Origin of the sequence: Frigoriflavimonas asaccharolytica (genome assembly GCF_013294015.1) — a bacterium.
GTDB lineage: Bacteria > Bacteroidota > Bacteroidia > Flavobacteriales > Weeksellaceae > Frigoriflavimonas > Frigoriflavimonas asaccharolytica.
Map to the genome: position 1 here is coordinate 22,819 of NZ_JABSNO010000019.1, position 18,281 is coordinate 41,099.

Consider the following 18,281-nt stretch of genomic DNA (forward strand, 5'->3'; position numbering starts at 1 on the left):
CTTTTTAACAAAATATTTCCATAAATTTTCATTAAAAAAAATAAATATTTTTCAAAATAAAGTATCTTTGAGCATGAATTGGGAACAAATAGCTGGCCAAGAAATTTTGAAGCAACATCTAAAGGATAGTATTGCAAATAATAGAGTAAGCCATGCACAACTTTTTGTGGGAAATGAAGGAAATGGAATTTTGCCATTAGCTTTAGCATACGCAAAAGAAATATTGCTGAAAGAAAATGAGAAGGCAAGTTCAAAGGTAGAGCATCTCAATCATCTTGATATGCATTTCAGTTTCCCAGTTTTTTCTGAGGATGGAAAATCTGTGAGCAAAAGATTGATGCCAGAATTTCGGGAGATAATCTTAGAAGATCCATACTTTAACTTTGCAGATTGGCAAGAAAAATTGGATTCTAAAAACAAGCAGTTCAGTATTTCTGTACAGGAAATAGAAGAGCAGACAAGTCAATTTGTGCTAAAGAGTTTTGAAGGAGGTACAAAAATTTTAATTATTTGGCGTGCTGATAAAATGAATATTCAAGCGTCTAATAAATTACTTAAATTTCTAGAGGAGCCGCCAGAAAAAACTATAATTTTACTTTTAGCAGAAACTACAGATAATTTTCTTCCTACCATTACCTCTAGATGCCAGATTTTGGAAATTCCTAGAATTTCAGATGAAGATCTAAGCAACTATTTATTGAAAAATAATCTTTGTGAAGAGCATGAATTGCTAAAAGTAATACAAAAAGCCCAAGGGAATTTGAATACCGCTTTAAAAATTATTAGCGCTGGAGATACTGTTTCGGAATTTGAAGAATTGTTTGTGGATTGGGTAAGGTTTGCTTTTCAGGTAAAGAAGAAGCCAGAATTTCTTATTCAAATTTTAAAATGGGCAGAAACTATTTCTAAATGGAATAGAGACAAGCAAAAAAGTTTTCTAGAATTTTGCGCAGAGATGTTTCGTCTTGCAATGTTGCAATCTTATGGTGCAAAAGATCTTGTATACACAAAAATAGATGCAGGTAATTTTAATTGGGATAGTTTCTCTAAATTTATACATGGTGCAAATATAGAAAGCATTTTGGAAGAGATTTCTATGGCAGATTTGCACCTGCTGAGAAATGGAAATGCCAAAATAATATGGACAGATCTTGGCATAAAATTATCTAGATTCATACATAGGACTCCATAAAAAAACCACTTAAAAAAGTGGTTTATATTTTATTTAAAATTTTATTATTTAGTAGGTGGCCTTACAAAAACCATTACGTCTGTATCTCCAGTGTATATGTTCCCTATTTCAAATTGATTTGGATCTGTGTAGTGATAGAATAAATTTATAGAAGGATAAGTAGCCTCGTTTTTTGGTGTTAAAGACATGATCATCTCTCCAACGCTAAAACTATAATCCTTTGAAGTTCCATCTATCTTTGTGATTGTTAATTCTCTATCTGACGTAAAATTAATGGTTGTGCGAAATTCTGTTGGAGATTTCTCTACATAAATTCCGTTTGGTCTTTCAGAAAGTTCTGTAGTACAGCCAGTTGTGAAAACTAAGATTAGGGAGAAAAGAAGTAGTAATTTTTTCATAGAATTATCGTTTTTTTAACAATGACTAAAATTACAAAATTATTTTAAGATAAGAGAAACTTTTTTTTAAATAGCAAAAGAAAAAATTATTTCAAAATCTGATCTGGATAATATGTTAAGATTTATTTTTTGTATTAAAATAGATAAATGTCGCAATTACAATCAATGCCATTAGTGCTAAAGTGAAATAATATCCATACTCCGATTCCAATTCTGGCATATATTTAAAATTCATACCATACAAACCAGCGAGAAAGGTGATTGGTAAAAAATAAACCGAAAACCTCGTCAAAATTTTCATCGTTTGATTGGCTTTTTGATCTGATAGAGCCAAAAACATGAATATTAAGTTGATTGCTTGTCCATTTAAATGATCATAATCTACAATCACATCTTTATGCTTATCTTTCAAATCGGTGATTTCTGTATCAGAAAGGTCTAATTTTTTAAATTTATCTACCCAATCTGTAGACATGTTTAGAATTCTATTATTTAAGCCAGTTTTTCTTTTTAAACGATACAGTTTTCGCAGTAGATTTGGAGATTCTTTATTTTGTAGAAAGATTTCACTTTCCAATTCGTCTATTAAATTCAAGGTATGTTTGGCTTCATCATCATAAAATTTCATCACTTTTATGGCTAAAGAAAGTGCAATATCATCTCTAGAAATAGCTTCTTTTTTCAACAAAATATCTTTTTTTACTTCATACACACTTCGATTTTTTAAACGATGTATGGTAATGATGATATTATCTATTAAATAAATACCCAATTTTGTACTTACATCACTTATGCTATTTAAGTTTTTACGATCTAATTCCGTATTTTCGCGCATCAAAAAAAATTTCAAATTACTATCTTCCTCATATTTCGGCAAGTGATTGGGATCTATAGTATCTTCTAATAATAGATAGTTGATGCCAAATCTTTCATGCAAGAATTTTAAATCTTCTTGGGTAGCACCTTCTACATCTATCCATTCACAATTTTTATTTTTAAAAATGAGTTCTATTGCCATATCGATTTTGAGAAAAATATTTATAAATTTAAGTGAATTGAAAAATTTTGACTAATTTAGTAAAACTTATGATTAAAAGCACAATACTCGGAACAGGGCATTATTTGCCAGAAAATATCGTCACGAATGATGATCTTTCAAAATTGATGAATACCAACGACGATTGGATCACAGAACGAACAGGAATTAAAGAAAGGCGACATCGCAAAAATAGAAATGATAGCGAAGAAACTACTGCTTTTCTAGGTTTCAAAGCTGCAGAAATAGCACTTAAAAACGCAAATATATCTGCAAAAGATGTGGATTTTATCGTTTTTGCAACCCTTTCTCCAGATTATTTTTTTCCTGGTTGTGGTGTGCAATTGCAAGATATGCTTGGATGCGAAACTATTGGAGCTTTGGATGTGCGCAACCAGTGTTCTGGTTTTGTATATGCAATTAGTGTTGCCAATGCGTTTATAAAATCTGGAACTTACAAAAATATTTTAGTTGTAGGTGCAGATATTCATTCTTTTGGTTTAGATTTTTCTGATGCTGGTCGTGGAGTTTCCGTCATTTTTGGAGATGGAGCAGGAGCTTTAATTTTATCTGCCACAGAAGAAGAAAATTCTGGTGATATTTTACATTGCAACCTTCACTCGGAAGGTAAATATGCAGAAGAATTGTGCACAAAATTCCCTGGATCTAAATTTGGATGGAGTGATAGATTGCGAACGGAACCAGAAGCTGTGACGGAAGCAGAAATTTATCCGCACATGAATGGTAATTTTGTTTTCAAAAATGCAGTTACCAGATTTCCAGAAACCATGCTGGAAGCTCTAAATTCTGCAGGCAAATCTATAGAAGATTTAGATTTATTTATCCCACATCAAGCGAATTTGAGAATTTCTCAATTTATACAACAGAAATTTGGCTTGCCAGACGAAAAAGTATTTAATAATATCCAGAAGTATGGCAATACAACTTCTGCCTCCATCGCAATTGCATTAAGCGAAGCCATAGAACAAGATAGAGTAAAACGTGGTGATTTGGTGCTACTTTCTGCCTTCGGTAGTGGATTTACTTGGGGAAGTGTATTATTTAATTATTAAAAAAGATTCTAGATTCAAGAGTCGAGAATCAAGAATGAAATTTTGATTAAATTGTAGAAAAAATTATTATTTCATCATTATTTATTTTTTAAATTATCATAAATATTATGGATCAAACCATCTGCGACAGATATTTTTGGTACAAATATTTTGGTAATTTTTGCGGAAGATAATATTTTATTGAAGATAGAAAGTGCAGGTACAATCACATCTGCACGATCTCTCCTCAGATTGTATTTTTCCATACGCTCTTCTATAGATAGTGGAGAAAGTTCTTTGTAAAATTTATTCATCGTAGAAAATTGAATAGCCTTACCATCTTTTGTCTTGCTCAATGAAGCTATTTTATTAATATTTCCACCAGAGCCTATCCCTAATATTGGTTTTTTGCTTAGGATGTTATTTTTCACTTCGGTCTCCAATTCCTTCCACATTTCTTTGGTCACCAAATCATTCATCACACGAATGGTCCCAATGTTGAAAGATTTTTTATACTTCAATTTTTCATTTTCATAGTACATCAATTCCGTAGATCCACCACCTACATCTACATACAAGTAACCGAAATTTTTGTCTAGGCCATCTTCAATATGGTTTTCTACAATGATGCTTGCTTCCTCGTCTCCAGAGATAATTTCTATATTGATGCCCGTATTTTCTTTAATTTTTTTGATGATGTCTTGCCCATTTTTTGCATCTCTCATCGCACTTGTAGCGCAAGCTCGGTAATGCTCTACTTCGTAAATTTTCATCAAATCGCTGAAAATTTTCATGGTATCTAGCATCATTTTTTCCCGTGTTTCGCCAATTTCTCCCGTGGTAAAAACATCCATTCCCAAACGAAGTGGTATTCTTAAAAGATTGAGTTTAGTATAATCTTCTCCATTTTTTTTGGGCAATACTTCATTGATGAGCAATCTTGCAGCATTACTTCCTATATCTATCGCGGCTATTTTCATTATTTTCTAGTTATTTTGCTGTGTTTTTGTACGTAGATATTTGTAGGTCTCTATCTGAGATCGGAATGGTGTTTCCGTAATTTCTACATATTTATTTTTCATTTTATTGTCCAAAATTCTGGCTTTCACGTTGTCTTTCAGCTGAATTTCTAGCAAATCTTTGATCTCTTTTTTCAAATCTTTTTGCGTTATTTTTACTGCTGCTTCTATTCTATAGTCCAAATTTCTGCGCATCCAGTCTGCGGAAGATATGTAGATGTCTCCCATACCTTTGTTGTAAAAATACATAATTCTAGAATGTTCCAGATATTCATCTACAATGCTGATGGCTTCTATTTGTTTTTTAAAACTTTTTCTATTCACCGCGCAATATATACCACGTACAATCATCTTCACCGCTACACCCGCTTCTGCAGCTTGGTATAGTTTGATGATGATTTCCCTATCGCTCAGAGAATTTACTTTGATGATCATCTCTGCTTTTCTGCCGGCTTTTGCTTCAGCAATTTCTCTATCTATTTGCCAATTTATTTTCTCCCGCATGAAATCTGGGCACATCAGCAATGTTTTGCAATTTTTCAAAGATTGATGAATGTCTGCATTAGGCTTTTTAAATAAATTAAATATTTTATTTATATCTGCCATCACACTTCTATTGCTTGTCATCAGCAGATTATCACTATAGATTTTTGCCGTCTTTTCGTTGAAGTTTCCTGTGCTCACAAAACCATATTGTATGGTTTTATTGTTCACTCTTTTTTTGATGATGCACAATTTTGCGTGCACTTTTTTGTTGGGTATTCCGTGCAGTACATTCACACCTTCCAATTGCATTCTCTCTGTCCAGAGTAGATTATTCTCTTCATCAAATCTTGCGCGAAGTTCTATGATGATGGTTACAATTTTCCCATTTCTCGCAGCATAGATGAGCGCATTCACGATTTTGGAATTATTGGCCAATCTGTATGCAGTAATCTGTATGCTTTTCACATGTGGGTCCATTGCTGCTTCTCTCAAAAGGTCTATCACTGGTCTATAGGTGTGATATGGGAAGGTGAGCATCACATCTTTTTTTAATAATATATCTGTAATTCTTGCAGAATTTTCAAAAGCTGGATGGTGGAAGGAAGTTCTTTCTATGGGCGTTTCTTCTTTTTGTAGAATATCTGGGAAATCCATAAAATGTTTGAAATTATGAATCTTTTGTCCAGCAATAATACTATCTCTTTGGCTGAGTTTCAATTTCGTAATTAGAAATTTCACCAATTCAGCATTCATATCTTTATCAAATATAAAACGCGTTGGCTTGCCTTTTCTACGAGATTTTACGGCTTTTTCTATCTTTTCAGATAGCGTTGTTTTGATGTCGTTATCCAAATCAAATTCGGCATCTTTGGTTACTTTAAAACAATGTGCTTCAAAATGATCAAATTCAAAATAAGAAAATATAATCGGCAGATTATAGATAATCACATCTTCTAGTAAAATCACGTTTCTTTCTTCATTATCAGAAGGTAAAAGTACAAACCTACCAGAAAATCTAGAAGGAACTTCTATGATGGCAAAGTTGTGCTCATTTGGTTTTTCATCCTTTTTCATGGCAACACCTATGTACAAACTTTTATCTCTTAGGTAGGGCATCGGCGTATGAGAATTGAGCAAAATAGGGATTACATTGCTCTCTACTTCTTTATCAAAATATTGGGCTACAAATTTTTCTTCCTTCTCATTTAAATTTTTAGCAGTTTTGATAAAGACCTTATTTTCGGCCATTTCTGCTTGAATTTTCTCCCAACATTCATTAAATTTATCTTGCTGCGTGATTACGATATCATGCACCTGTTTCAATATTTTGGAAGGCGGCTGAAAGAAAGAATCGGATATTATTTTTTGTTTAAAATCCATGGCGCGCTTCAAACCAGCAACACGCACACGAAAAAACTCATCCAAATTATTAGAAAAAATACCCAAAAACCGAATGCGAATATGCAACGGCACGCTTTCATCCATCGCTTCTTGCATCACTCTTTCGTTGAAGGAAAGCCAAGTAACGTCTCTTGCATTAAACTGATCTTGCATAAAATCTAAATTTCCTCAAAAATAAGGATTTAAAAATCTTTTCTATATTAAATTGGCTTAAGATTACGCAAACTTTATAGAATTTATGCCAAAAAACCACTCCCAACTAGTAAAAACTCCTCGCTCCACGTTCCATACATATCTGTTGGGGTTGTAGAACCCAAATTTTGGGGTTTCGGAATAATGTGTTGCGGTTTTGAGATGATGGTTTCTGGTTCTGCAACTATATTTTGCGGTCTATCAACCTCAACGATGGTGTTTTGTCTGCCGTGATTTGGTTTTTATACCCTACAATATCATTTTTAGACGGCATTAGATTAGTATTGGAACCTCAATTTATAAAGAAATAAGCCCGAAATACAGGTTTCGGGCTTGTTTGTATATTATTTTTATCGTTTTCTATTGGGTGGGTGGTGTTTCTGTGGTTTTTGAAGTCCTGGTGAAAAATTGTTTCAATTCGTTTTGTTTGGTTTCAAAACTTGGCGATGCGTACCTGCTTTGTAGGATGTAAAACCATAGTCTATCAATGCTGCTTGATAATTATCGTAATCGTGCAAGATTTTTGCATTTTTTAGGCTCATGGTAATACTTTCTAAACGGGCGATGATGGCTTCATAATTTTGGCGGGAGGCAAAATCTTTTTGAAACTCTTCCCAATCTATTTCCGAAGCACTAAGGTCTGCTTGATTTTTGTTGAAATCTGAAACTTTGTTTACGAACAATTTATTTTGCTCGTTAATGCTTCCATATTTTTGGCGGTCTTTTGCAGAAAGATTGACGGCAATGCTTGCCAGCGAAGTTTCCAGATCAGCAAGGGCTTTTGTTGCGTTAGAAAATTCTTGCTCGGTGAGGTGTTTGTTGTTTAGATTTGTGATAGGAATTTTAGTATATTTTTTAAGATTAATGAAATAAAATTACGCTTTATTTACATATAAACATGGGAATTGTAAATAAATTTATTTATCATTGCAAAACTTTAACCATAAAAACAGAATTAATCTGAAGAAAAAGTACTTTAATATAATACCAGCGATGCTTTTGCTCTTTGCATTCCTATTCTCTTGCCGCCCAGATATTCTCTTGGAGCAAGATGCAAGAAATCAAGCTGCACAAAGCGGCTTAACTTCTAAAATAATTTCTTTACAAGAAAGTGCGCATCGAAGTAGAATTTTACCAGAGTTGCAATTTGCGAAACAACAGCTCACTAATAAAACTGGGAATATATTTGGAAAAGTGGTGAGTTTTGGAGATAGTATTTCTATAGATACAGATAATGTGATCTATATAGAAAATGGGCCAAATTTTCATACCTACACTTTTAATATTAATAGAACCAACCCACAACCAAATGATCCTGTAGAAAACCTATTGCTTTCTCTTCTTCCAGATGGCACTTACAAAGAATTTTTGTTTTCTTACAATCTTACTGCTCAAGAAAAGCAAAAATTAGAAAGTGGCGAAAATGTAGATCTCAAAAACAAAACAAATATTACAGAACTTACAAAGGGAACCTTTAATGGAAACAATCAATTAGGAAAAAGTACTGTAAATTGTGGTTTTACAACATCTATATATTATGTACCATGTTGCCACGGAGTACATAATGAATCCAATTATACCAACGATATACCTGGAAACTTTAGTAATTGGAATACATGCTCTTGTGCTCAATCAGGACAGGAAGGACCAGGGGTTTATCTGATCTCTACTTATGGATGCACAGAAGTTGCAGAAGTGATTGCCCCATCTGAAGGTGGTGGAGGAAATTCTGGCGGACCAGGAGGTGGTGGTGGAGATCCAGGACCAGCACCAGAGCCTTGTGTAGCGGCAGCATCAAATCCTGGGGAAGTAGGTCTTGTAGATGGAAATGGTTGTGCTATTGGTGTGCCTACGCAGCCGAATGTGGGAAATGATGCTGATGATAGAACTTCTTGCCAAATTTTAAAAGATAATACTGATAATGTAATAATGCAAAGTAAATTGGATAGTCTCCAAAATATTGTTTCGATAAATAATCCAAATAGAGATAGCATAGAAACAAGTATAACGGTACGAAAAGGTAAATCTATAACATATAAAATGAACCAAACCCCCAAAGATATTGGCGTTGGTAATACTATTTCGGTATTACTGTATAATGACAACTTAGATATAGCACAGATGCACAATCATCCTGAAGGTTATTTACCTATTTTTTCTTTCGGAGATATTGTTACTTATTATGCAGGTTATAAATCATTAATACCAGTACGAAAGCCAGTTTATATTTCTTATGTTACTAGTGCAAATGGTACCACTTATGCTATAAAAATAAATGATACTTCATTTTTAGATACTTTATTTGCTGGATTAGATTTAGATACAGCTGAAGGAACTCTAAATGCAGATTTATTAGTTAGAAAAATATATAAGGATTATGGAGGCGATGAAGATGCATCTACACAAACAAAAGCTGAAAAATTATTTTTAGATGTTTTAAATGATGAAAATATGGGCTTTGGAAATGGAATCAGTATCTATAGAAAAGATGGAAATATTTGGGGAGAATTAAAAAAAGATTCTAATGGAATTATTAATAAAACAAATTGTACACTTTAAACCACTTATTATGAATAAAATATTATATCTTTTTACTTTCATTGTTTGCATGTCTTGTAAAGGTCAAACTAATATTATAGATGCAACAAATATTTGTTATCAAAAGTTTAGTTCAACTAATGGCAATACATACCTCAAAGATATTAGTAACTTATACCAACCATTTATTGGTACTTGGAAATGGACATCTGGTAATAGAGAAATGACATTAGTTTTAATGAAACAAAATAAATTTCATGTAACCGAAAGTGTATTTAATTACTATGAAGACAGAATGTTAGGTTATTATATTTATAAAGAAAATAATATAACACTTGTAAATACTTCAAATGAAAATTTAAGTTCTTTTTATGGTATTTCTGTTAATTTTGAAATTGTATGTGGAGGAAATATTCGTAGTTACTTTTTCAAAGATATTCCTAAAAATAAAAGTTATGAAGTGAAATTGACATCACTATCTCCTACACAGTTTAAATTTCAAGGTAAAATGGGTGAAAGTAGTATTATAAAAACTAGTACTCCTACAATAGTATATGGAGGTTCTACTTTTCCTTTAGAAATGATTTTTACTAAACAATAAAAAATTTCCTGCAAACCCGCAGGAATTTTATAATTTCACGTAATGAAAACAATATTAAATACTTTATTACTAATTATTTTAAATTTTACTGGAACTTTTAATGCACAAAAAACACCATTAGATACATTAAATTACCTAAAACAATTTGAGATTAATAAGGCTCAATATATTAATAAACCCCTCTCAATATTGCTCAATAATATGACGGCAATAAAACCAAAAACACATTGGGGAGATTCCAATCCAAACAATAAAAATGCTGTAGTTTCTACAATGTTTAATTTTTGCGAAAAATATTATACTTTTAATAATGCAATTACTATGCGAATAACATGGGATATTAGTTTTCCTAGATCTGAAGTAGAATTTCCTCAAAATAATAATAATTTTTATTACACAAATGAAGAAAAATTATTTTATCAAGATAAAATTGTAAAAGATATTAGTGTTTATCGAAGATAATAATATATATGTATTGCAGATTAATTTTATTTGTTTTAATAAATTTTGTTTTTAGTGTAAGCTTAAAGGCACAAAAAACACCATTGGACACGTTAAATTACCTAAAACAATTTGAGATTAATAAATCTCAATATATTAATAAACCCCTCTCAATTTTGCTCAATGATATGACGGCAATACAACCAAAAACACATTGGGGAGATTCTAATCCAAAAAATAAAAATGTGATAGTTTCTTCACAATTTAATTTTTGCGAAAAAGTTTATACTTTTAATAATGCAATTACTTTACTCATTATATGGAAAGATAGTTTTCCTAGATCTGGTGTAAAATTTCTTCAAAACAAAAATAATTTATACTTTACAAATGAAGAAAATTTATTCTATCAAGATAAAATTGTAAAAGATATTATGGTTTATAGATGATAAAAATTTTTGAAATTAAAAATTAAATTCCTGCATCACGCAGGAATTTTTGTTTAGAAGTAGTTCATTTTTATAAGATGCCAACTTGCTTCATGCACCATTTCATCTTTTCGTAAGTCCTTTTTATATCATGATCCAAACCAATGGACATTCTTATTAAACCTGGGGAAAGTCCCATTTCTTTTTGCTCATCTTCTGGTATTTCAGATGAGGTAGAACTTCCAGATGCGCAAAATAATGTTTTATAAAAACCAAGACTTACGGCTAAATATCCCAAATTTTCATTTTGCATGAGTTCCATCAATTCATTGGCTTTCTCTACGGTTTGCACATCTAGAGTTAGTAAACCGCCAAAACCATACTCTTTGTTGATCATTGTAGAATATAGCTCATGTTGTCTATGGCTTTTTAATCCGGGATATTTTACTACTAAACCATCTTTTTCAAAATTCTCTGCAAGATATTGTGCATTTTCGCTGTGCTTTTTTATTCTGATGTGTAGTGTTCTTAAATTCTTCAAAATACTTGCTGCACGAAAACTGTCCATCGTTGGTCCAAGCAACATGCATGCACCAGAATTGACATCTTTTAAAGAATTCACAAAGTCAGAAGATGCGCAAACTACACCACCAACAGCATCACTGCTACCATTGATGAATTTTGTAAGACTGTGTATCGTAATATCTGCACCCAGTTTTTGGGATGAAATAGATAATGGTGAAAATGTATTGTCTACAATAAGTTTAATATTATGCTTTTTAGCAATTTTTGAAAGTTCCCGAAGATCTGCAATTTCTAAAAGCGGATTACTCACAGTTTCGCAAAACAGAACCTTTGTATTTTCGGTAATGGCAGCTTCTACCGCTTCTAAATTGGTGATGTCTACGAAAGAAGTTTTGATTTTATAATCTGGCAAGAAGTTTTTCATAAAAGCATAAGTTCCACCGTAGATGGTTCTGCTAGAAACTATTTCGTCGCCGCTTTTGCAGAGTTGAAGAAGGGTAGAAGTGATTGCACCCATTCCAGAAGCTGTTACGTTGGCACTTTCTGTACCTTCCAATTGTGCCAATGCTTCGCCTAAATAGAGATTGCTTGGCGAGGAATGTCTGGAATATAGATAGCAACCTTCTGTGTTGCCTTCGAAAGTATCAAACATGGTTTTTGCAGAAAGGAAAGTGTAGGTAGAACTATCTGAAATTGATGGATTTACTCCGCCAAATTCGCCAAAATATTGCAAATCTTGGATATTATTTGCTGCATCAAAGTCTTTCATAATTGTTAATTTAAATTTCGATAAAAATCAGATTATTTAAAATTTAAAACAATACTTTTACCAAAAATTAGATTTTAAATTTATTTTAATAACTAAATACAGAATTAAAATCTATTTTTCTAAATTTATAAAAACCTTATTAGAATTAAAAACTAAAATAAATGGATGCAATCGATAAAAAGCTTCTCGTTTTATTGCAAAATGATGCAAAACAAACCACCAAACAACTCGCTCAGAAATTAGATTTGTCTGCAACGGCAGTTTTTGAAAGAATAAAAAAATTGGAAAGGCAGAAAATTATCGAAAAATATGTTTGCTTAATTAATAAAAAACAGATAGAAAAGAATTTTATCGTGCTTTCTCATGTAAAATTGGCGCAGCATAAAAAAGAATACATCACCCAATTTGAAAAGGAAATCATCCAGTTTCCAGAAGTTTTGGAATGTTTTCATGTTGCTGGTGATTTTGATTATATTTTGAAAATTTGTGTGAAAGATATTGAAGAATATCGAGATTTCATGGTAAGTAAACTCACCAATTTACAGCATATTGGCAGTACTCAAAGTTCATTCATGATCAAAGAAGTGAAAAATTCTACGGTTATAGAACCTTGAAAATAATACTACTCAAATTTTTATTTGAACCATCAAGCTATTAAAATAATTTAGTTAGGTCATGATTTTTAATTATGTATCATGTCTGAAATGCAATTTTTTCTTAATGCGTCTTAATACCTTCCATGGTAAATATTTTACTTTGAATACTAACTTTTATTCCATTAGTTATCTTGTAATTCGTAATTTTACAATTAATAATTCAACAAAAAATTTTTTCTAATGAAATTAAAATATCTTATCTGTACCCTAATTTTTCCTTTAATGATGAATGCACAAAATGTGATGACACCAGAAATGCTCTGGACTTTAAACAAAATGTCTGTTGCTGCGGTGGCTCCCAATCAATCTTCGCTTATATACAGCGTAGGAAAAGTAGATTTGAAAACTGAAAAAACGAATAGTAAAAAGTTTTTTCTAAATACCAAAACTGACGCAACATCAGATGTAGATTTGGGCAAAAAATCCATCATTCAATGGGACGAAAATGGCTTGTATGCGCAAGAAGATGGCAAAATTTTTATTTCTAAAGATGCTGGGAAATCTTGGAACTTATTTTATGAAATTGGCGAAGTAGACGAAATAAAAATCTCTCCAGATGGAAAAAAAATCGCTTTCAGCAAAGCAGTTCAAATGGAAAAATTACTTGGAAAAGATAAATATAATGATGCTCCAAAATCTACCGCTCAAATTTACACAGACCTCAATCACAGACATTGGGATGCTTGGAATGAAGGGAAATACAACCACGTTTTCGTTGTTGAAACTTCTAAAAATGCAACTGAAGCAACGGATCTATTATTAAATGAAATGTTTGATAGTCCACAAAAGCCATTTGGTGGAAGCGAAGATTTTCTTTGGACACCAGATTCTACAGAATTGCTGTATGTGAGCAAAAAGAAAAGCGGTGCAGAATACGCACAAAGCACGAATACAGACATTTATGCTTACAATTTACAATCTAAAACGACAGAAAATTTAACCAAAAGCAATTTAGGATATGATGTAAACCCAAAATTTTCGCCAAACGGACAAATTTTATCTTGGCAAAGTATGGAAAGAGATGGTTTTGAAGCTGATAAAAACAGAATTATGGTGATGGATTGGAAAACAAAAACCAAAACAGATCTTACAAATAATTGGGACGAAAGTGCAACTGGAGATGTTTTTTGGGATCAAAAATCTGAAAAAATTTATTTCGCGGCTGCTTTCCGAGGTACCAATCAATTGTTTTCTGTGAATATTAAAAATCCTAAAATTCAACAAATAACAAAAGGAAATTTTGATGTTACAGGAATTGTTGCTCAATCTGATGCAGCATTAATGGTAACCAGAACAGATTTTAACCACAATGCAGATTTATTTTCCGTGAATTTGAAAAATGGGGAAATGAAAAAAGTGACCGACGTTAACAAAGAAAATTACGCAAAAATTTCGCCGAGCACATCAGAATTAAAACTGATAAAAACCACAGACGGAAAAGAAATGGGCGTTTGGATGATCTATCCACCAAATTTTGATCCTTCCAAGAAATATCCAACACTTTTGTACTGTCAAGGTGGACCGCAATCTGCGCTCACACAATTCTTTTCGGTTCGTTGGAATTTCGCTTTGATGGCAGCAAATGGATATGTAATTGTTGCGCCAAACAGACGAGGAATGCCTGGTTGGGGAACTCAATGGAACGAAGATATTTCTAAAGATTGGGGAGGACAACCAATGGACGATTATCTTTCCGCTGCAGATTTTGCAAAAACTTTACCATTTGTAGATGGAAATAGAATGGGTGCAGTTGGCGCAAGTTATGGTGGATATTCCGTCTTTATGCTCGCTGGAATTCATGAAAATAGATTCAAAACTTTCATTGCTCATGATGGATTATTTGATATGAAATCTTGGTACGGAACTACGGAAGAATTATTTTTCGCGAATTGGGATTTGGGTGGAAAACCTTGGGACGTACCAACACCGAAAGCCTATACAGAATTTAACCCAAGTAATTATGTAGCGAAATGGAACACGCCAATTTACATCATCCAGGGTGGAATAGATTTCCGTGTTCCTTATGAGCAAGGGCAACAAGCATTTCAATCGGCAAAATTGAAAGGGTTGAAAACAAAATTCTTGTATCTTCCAAATGAAAACCACTGGGTTTTGCATGCTCAAAATGGTTTGGTTTGGCAAAGAGAATTTTTTGGTTGGTTGAAGGAGACGTTGTAGGATATTAGAAAATTTAAATAAGTAATAGAAATTATTTTAAACTAAAGATTTTTTCTTGATATTTAAATAAATAAAACTGCTTAAAATTCCTAAAAATGGTAAAGCGATAGTTAAACAAATTAACAAAGTTTTATTTGCATCAGAAATATCTGCCTTCACTAATTTGTAGATAGTGAAAATTAAAATAAACAGATATAAAAATGGCAAAGAAATTAGTAACATTTCTAAAAAATCTACAGACATCGAAAAAGGGATTAATATTTCAAATTTACTAAATTATATTTTTAAAATAAGTAACAATAATTTTAATGTTAAAAAATAAAACCGCAATCAAATTATTTGAAGAAAAAAAAGTTCGTTCCACTTGGAGCGAAGAAGATGAGAGATGGTATTTTTCTATTGTTGATATCATTGAAATATTAACAGATTCTGAACGACCAAGAAAATATTGGAGTGATTTAAAATCTAAACTTAATGTGGAAGGAAGTGAGTTGTCCGAAAATATCGGACAACTGAAAATGCAATCTACGGATGGGAAATTTTATAAAACAGATGTAGCAGATACCGAACAACTTTTCCGTTTAATTCAATCTATTCCATCGCCAAAAGCAGAGCCCTTTAAACTTTGGATCGCAAAAGTAGCACGAGAAAGAATTGATGAAATAGAGGATCCAGAAATAGGAATAGATCGTTTGATGGAAACTTACCTGAAGAAAGGATATAGCAAAGATTGGATCAACCAAAGATTAAAAAGCATAGAAGTTCGTAAAGATCTTACAGACGAATGGGACGAAAGAGGCGTAAAAAAAGATTAAGAGTATGCAATCTTAACAGACGAAATCACAAAAGCCTGGAGCGGTTTTTCTGTGAAAGATTACAAAAAATTGAAAGAAAGAAAACCTTCGCGACAATATGACGAATCTTGAGTTGGTTTTAAACATGCTTGCAGAAGCAACCACTACAGAAATCAGCAAAGAAAAAAAGCCCAAAAATTTTAATGAAAATAAAATTATCGCCAAACAAGGAGGAACAATTGCTGGAAATACCCGAAAAGAAATAGAAGAAAAAACGGGTAAAAAAGTGGTAAATTCTATCTCTGCAAAGAAAATTTCGGAAAATAATAAGAAAAATATTAGTTAGTTTTTATACAAAATATTAGCAAAAATTCATTCTCAAAAACAAATTTCCAAAAACACTTGACTTTGCCCCTTTCATAATCGTATATTTGCAGACTGAAAATTTTGTAAATTCTGCAAAATTTTATGTTCAAAAATAAAAATAATCGAGTTATGAAATCGGTATCTATTTATTATTTAGAAAATAATAGTACTAAACCGACCTCATAAGACCTTAAAAAAATAAATATTCTACTTATGAAAATGAAAACCTCCGACTTTAATTTTGATTTGCCAGATGAACTTCTAGCAGAACATCCGGCTCCAAATAGAGACGAATCAAGATTAATGGTTTTAAATAGAGCTACACAAACCATAGAACACAAACTTTTCAAAGACGTTATTGATTATTTCGACGAAAAAGATTTGTTCATATTTAATAATACCAAAGTTTTCCCAGCGAGATTGTATGGTAATAAAGAAAAAACGGGTGCAAAAATTGAAGTTTTCTTATTAAGAGAATTAGATAAAGAAACAAAAGTTTGGGACGTTCTCGTAGATCCGGCAAGAAAAATAAGAATCGGTAACAAATTATTCTTCACTGAGGATGAATCTTTGGTTGCAGAAGTTATTGATAATACAACAAGTAGAGGAAGAACTTTACGTTTTCTATACGATGGATCTTACGAAGAATTTCGTTCAAAATTGAGAGAGTTAGGAAATACTCCCCTTCCAAAATACATCACCAGAGAAGTAGAACCAGAAGATGAGGAGCGCTACCAAACCATTTACGCAAAAGAGGAAGGAGCTGTAGCGGCACCAACTGCAGGTTTGCATTTCTCGAGACATTTGATGAAAAGATTGGAAATAAAAGGGATCGATTTCGCAGAAGTTACACTTCACGTTGGACTTGGAACTTTTAATCCTATCGAAGTAGAAGATCTTTCTAAACATAAAATGGAATCCGAAGAAGCGAAAATTACGCAAGAAAATGCAGATATCATCAACAAAGCATTAGATGAAAATCGTAGAATTTGTGCTGTAGGAACTACCACAATGCGTACTTTAGAAACTTCTGTTTCTTCTAACAACAGATTGGGACAATACCACGGTTGGACGAATAAATTCATCTTCCCGCCACACGATTTTGGAATTGCAAACGCGATGATTACCAATTTTCATACGCCAAAATCAACTTTGTTAATGATGATTGCTGCTTTCGCTGGCAAAGATTTCCTTTTGGAAGCGTATCACACTGCCATCAAAGAAAAGTATAAATTTTATACTTACGGAGATGCAATGCTCATCATATAATTTTGCAAAAAATATAAATCTTCTAATGTGCAGCTTATGGTTGCACATTTTTTTTATGTATTTTTGAACTTCAATTCCAATTAAAATGAAATCTCTAATTATTCCTATTTTGCTTATTTTTTCAAATTCTTGTATCTCCAAAGCCCAAAAATTAGAAGTTGTTGCCGAACTTCCTGGCAAAATAAATGAAGCTTCGGCTTGTGAAATTGCATCAAAATCTGATTTAATATGGACTATTGAAGATCAAAAAAATGATAATGTTCTTCTTGGTCTTAACAAAAGTGGAGAATTGATGCAAAAGATAAAAATCAACAATGTAGAAAATCATGATTGGGAAGATTTAACTTCCGATGAAGAAGGAAATATCTATATTGGCGATTTTGGAAACAATGATAATGATAGAAAAAACCTTGCAATTTATAAAATTAATGCTGCAGATTTGAATAAAGATGATGTGCAAGCATTAGAAGTTGTGCAATTTTTCTATCCAGAGCAGATAGATTTTCCGGCCAAGAAAAAAGATCGAAATTTTGATACAGAATCTTTTTTTATATTTGAAAATAATTTTTATCTATTCACCAAAAATAGAAGCTCCAATTTTGATGGAACAACGAATTTGTATCGCGTAAAAAATCAAACAAAAGAAAAACTTGCGGCAGAAAAAATATCCAGTTTCGTAACCTGCGATGATTTTAATCGTTGCGCAATTACGGGTGCAGATATGAGTCCCAACAAAAAGCAAGTTGCACTTTTAACATCGGATAAAGTCTTTATTTTCTCTGATTTTAAAGGCGACGATTTCTTTTCTGGGAAATCCCAAACGATAGATTTAGAAAATTATACCCAAAAAGAAGGTATTTGCTTTGAAGACGATAAAAATTTATTAATCACCGATGAAGCATCGAAGAAAGGTTCTTTTTTATATCGTCTAAAATTATAAAAA

18 protein-coding genes are annotated in these 18,281 nt (G+C 32.1%); 12 read left to right on the forward strand and 6 right to left on the reverse strand.

The window, feature by feature from the left end; all coding sequences use genetic code 11:
* Positions 1-73 precede the first annotated feature (73 nt).
* Positions 74-1,192: a DNA polymerase III subunit gene (locus HNQ03_RS11660; protein ID WP_173779865.1), complete on the forward strand. Its 1,119-nt coding sequence runs from the start codon at positions 74-76 to the stop codon at positions 1,190-1,192.
* A 44-nt stretch (positions 1,193-1,236) separates the two neighbouring features.
* On the opposite strand, the gene HNQ03_RS11665 is transcribed toward HNQ03_RS11660, so the two are convergent.
* Together HNQ03_RS11665 and HNQ03_RS11670 are read right to left on the reverse strand one after the other, a co-directional pair.
* Positions 1,237-1,590 carry a hypothetical protein gene (locus HNQ03_RS11665; RefSeq protein WP_173779866.1) on the reverse strand — a complete coding sequence of 118 codons (354 nt, stop codon included), beginning with the start codon at positions 1,588-1,590 and terminating at the stop codon, positions 1,237-1,239.
* 115 nt (positions 1,591-1,705) lie between these two features.
* The gene (locus tag HNQ03_RS11670) at positions 1,706-2,608 is read right to left on the reverse strand and encodes a CorA family divalent cation transporter (protein WP_173779867.1); all 903 of its coding nucleotides are present in this window, start codon (positions 2,606-2,608) and stop codon (positions 1,706-1,708) included.
* Positions 2,609-2,676: 68 nt separating this feature from the next.
* Here HNQ03_RS11670 and HNQ03_RS11675 point away from each other — a divergent pair, with 68 nt between their 5' ends.
* Positions 2,677-3,699: a 3-oxoacyl-ACP synthase III family protein gene (locus tag HNQ03_RS11675; RefSeq protein WP_173779868.1), complete on the forward strand. Its 1,023-nt coding sequence runs from the start codon at positions 2,677-2,679 to the stop codon at positions 3,697-3,699.
* A 77-nt stretch (positions 3,700-3,776) separates the two neighbouring features.
* Here HNQ03_RS11675 and HNQ03_RS11680 read toward each other — a convergent pair whose 3' ends face one another.
* From HNQ03_RS11680 to HNQ03_RS16230, 3 genes are all read right to left on the reverse strand, one after another.
* On the reverse strand, positions 3,777-4,658 hold the full coding sequence (locus tag HNQ03_RS11680; protein ID WP_173779869.1) for a Ppx/GppA phosphatase family protein: 882 nt from the start codon (positions 4,656-4,658) through the stop codon (positions 3,777-3,779).
* Between the two features lie 6 nt (positions 4,659-4,664).
* Positions 4,665-6,737, reverse strand: a complete 2,073-nt coding sequence (gene ppk1, locus HNQ03_RS11685; protein WP_173779870.1) for a polyphosphate kinase 1 — start codon at positions 6,735-6,737, stop codon at positions 4,665-4,667.
* A 452-nt stretch (positions 6,738-7,189) separates the two neighbouring features.
* Positions 7,190-7,459, reverse strand: coding sequence for a hypothetical protein (locus HNQ03_RS16230; RefSeq protein ID WP_317170373.1), 270 nt, complete (start codon positions 7,457-7,459; stop codon positions 7,190-7,192).
* 310 nt (positions 7,460-7,769) lie between these two features.
* Between HNQ03_RS16230 and HNQ03_RS11695 the strand changes: the two genes are divergently transcribed.
* The 4 genes from HNQ03_RS11695 to HNQ03_RS11710 all read left to right on the forward strand — a co-directional run bounded on the left by HNQ03_RS11695 (position 7,770) and on the right by HNQ03_RS11710 (position 10,802).
* Positions 7,770-9,335, forward strand: a complete 1,566-nt coding sequence (locus tag HNQ03_RS11695) for a hypothetical protein (RefSeq protein WP_173779871.1) — start codon at positions 7,770-7,772, stop codon at positions 9,333-9,335.
* A gap of 10 nt (positions 9,336-9,345) precedes the next feature.
* Entirely contained in the window at positions 9,346-9,915 is a 570-nt protein-coding gene (locus tag HNQ03_RS11700) for a DUF6705 family protein (RefSeq protein ID WP_173779872.1), read from the forward strand.
* A 42-nt stretch (positions 9,916-9,957) separates the two neighbouring features.
* The gene (locus tag HNQ03_RS11705; RefSeq protein WP_173779873.1) at positions 9,958-10,377 is read left to right on the forward strand and encodes a hypothetical protein; all 420 of its coding nucleotides are present in this window, start codon (positions 9,958-9,960) and stop codon (positions 10,375-10,377) included.
* 167 nt (positions 10,378-10,544) lie between these two features.
* Entirely contained in the window at positions 10,545-10,802 is a 258-nt protein-coding gene (locus HNQ03_RS11710) for a hypothetical protein (protein ID WP_226927503.1), read from the forward strand.
* Between the two features lie 70 nt (positions 10,803-10,872).
* On the opposite strand, the gene HNQ03_RS11715 is transcribed toward HNQ03_RS11710, so the two are convergent.
* Positions 10,873-12,075 (reverse strand): aminotransferase class I/II-fold pyridoxal phosphate-dependent enzyme, encoded by a 1,203-nt coding sequence (locus tag HNQ03_RS11715; protein ID WP_173779875.1) that lies wholly within the window; start codon positions 12,073-12,075, stop codon positions 10,873-10,875.
* Between the two features lie 161 nt (positions 12,076-12,236).
* Here HNQ03_RS11715 and HNQ03_RS11720 point away from each other — a divergent pair, with 161 nt between their 5' ends.
* The 6 genes from HNQ03_RS11720 to HNQ03_RS11740 all read left to right on the forward strand — a co-directional run bounded on the left by HNQ03_RS11720 (position 12,237) and on the right by HNQ03_RS11740 (position 18,278).
* Complete coding sequence (locus tag HNQ03_RS11720; protein WP_173779876.1) at positions 12,237-12,689, forward strand: Lrp/AsnC family transcriptional regulator; 453 nt, start codon at positions 12,237-12,239, stop codon at positions 12,687-12,689.
* 222 nt (positions 12,690-12,911) lie between these two features.
* Positions 12,912-14,909, forward strand: coding sequence for a S9 family peptidase (locus HNQ03_RS11725; RefSeq protein WP_173779877.1), 1,998 nt, complete (start codon positions 12,912-12,914; stop codon positions 14,907-14,909).
* Between the two features lie 308 nt (positions 14,910-15,217).
* A complete protein-coding gene (locus HNQ03_RS16125) occupies positions 15,218-15,724 on the forward strand; it encodes a BRO-N domain-containing protein (RefSeq protein WP_226927504.1) in 507 nt (168 codons plus the stop codon).
* 97 nt (positions 15,725-15,821) lie between these two features.
* Entirely contained in the window at positions 15,822-16,049 is a 228-nt protein-coding gene (locus HNQ03_RS16130; RefSeq protein ID WP_226927505.1) for a hypothetical protein, read from the forward strand.
* Positions 16,050-16,288: 239 nt separating this feature from the next.
* Positions 16,289-17,338 carry a tRNA preQ1(34) S-adenosylmethionine ribosyltransferase-isomerase QueA gene (queA, locus tag HNQ03_RS11735; RefSeq protein WP_173779878.1) on the forward strand — a complete coding sequence of 350 codons (1,050 nt, stop codon included), beginning with the start codon at positions 16,289-16,291 and terminating at the stop codon, positions 17,336-17,338.
* Between the two features lie 85 nt (positions 17,339-17,423).
* Positions 17,424-18,278, forward strand: coding sequence for a hypothetical protein (locus HNQ03_RS11740; RefSeq protein ID WP_173779879.1), 855 nt, complete (start codon positions 17,424-17,426; stop codon positions 18,276-18,278).
* The last annotated feature ends 3 nt before the right edge of the window (positions 18,279-18,281 follow it).

Coding starts and splice junctions, on each gene's coding strand:
- HNQ03_RS11660 (WP_173779865.1), top strand. CDS start 74: ATGAATTGGGAACAAATAGCTGGCCAAGAAATTTTGAAGCAACATCTA.
- HNQ03_RS11665 (WP_173779866.1), bottom strand. CDS start 1,590: ATGAAAAAATTACTACTTCTTTTCTCCCTAATCTTAGTTTTCACAACT.
- HNQ03_RS11670 (WP_173779867.1), bottom strand. CDS start 2,608: ATGGCAATAGAACTCATTTTTAAAAATAAAAATTGTGAATGGATAGAT.
- HNQ03_RS11675 (WP_173779868.1), top strand. CDS start 2,677: ATGATTAAAAGCACAATACTCGGAACAGGGCATTATTTGCCAGAAAAT.
- HNQ03_RS11680 (WP_173779869.1), bottom strand. CDS start 4,658: ATGAAAATAGCCGCGATAGATATAGGAAGTAATGCTGCAAGATTGCTC.
- ppk1 (WP_173779870.1), bottom strand. CDS start 6,737: ATGCAAGATCAGTTTAATGCAAGAGACGTTACTTGGCTTTCCTTCAAC.
- HNQ03_RS11695 (WP_173779871.1), top strand. CDS start 7,770: ATGCTTTTGCTCTTTGCATTCCTATTCTCTTGCCGCCCAGATATTCTC.
- HNQ03_RS11700 (WP_173779872.1), top strand. CDS start 9,346: ATGAATAAAATATTATATCTTTTTACTTTCATTGTTTGCATGTCTTGT.
- HNQ03_RS11705 (WP_173779873.1), top strand. CDS start 9,958: ATGAAAACAATATTAAATACTTTATTACTAATTATTTTAAATTTTACT.
- HNQ03_RS11710 (WP_226927503.1), top strand. CDS start 10,545: ATGACGGCAATACAACCAAAAACACATTGGGGAGATTCTAATCCAAAA.
- HNQ03_RS11715 (WP_173779875.1), bottom strand. CDS start 12,075: ATGAAAGACTTTGATGCAGCAAATAATATCCAAGATTTGCAATATTTT.
- HNQ03_RS11720 (WP_173779876.1), top strand. CDS start 12,237: ATGGATGCAATCGATAAAAAGCTTCTCGTTTTATTGCAAAATGATGCA.
- HNQ03_RS11725 (WP_173779877.1), top strand. CDS start 12,912: ATGAAATTAAAATATCTTATCTGTACCCTAATTTTTCCTTTAATGATG.
- HNQ03_RS16125 (WP_226927504.1), top strand. CDS start 15,218: ATGTTAAAAAATAAAACCGCAATCAAATTATTTGAAGAAAAAAAAGTT.
- HNQ03_RS16130 (WP_226927505.1), top strand. CDS start 15,822: ATGACGAATCTTGAGTTGGTTTTAAACATGCTTGCAGAAGCAACCACT.
- queA (WP_173779878.1), top strand. CDS start 16,289: ATGAAAACCTCCGACTTTAATTTTGATTTGCCAGATGAACTTCTAGCA.
- HNQ03_RS11740 (WP_173779879.1), top strand. CDS start 17,424: ATGAAATCTCTAATTATTCCTATTTTGCTTATTTTTTCAAATTCTTGT.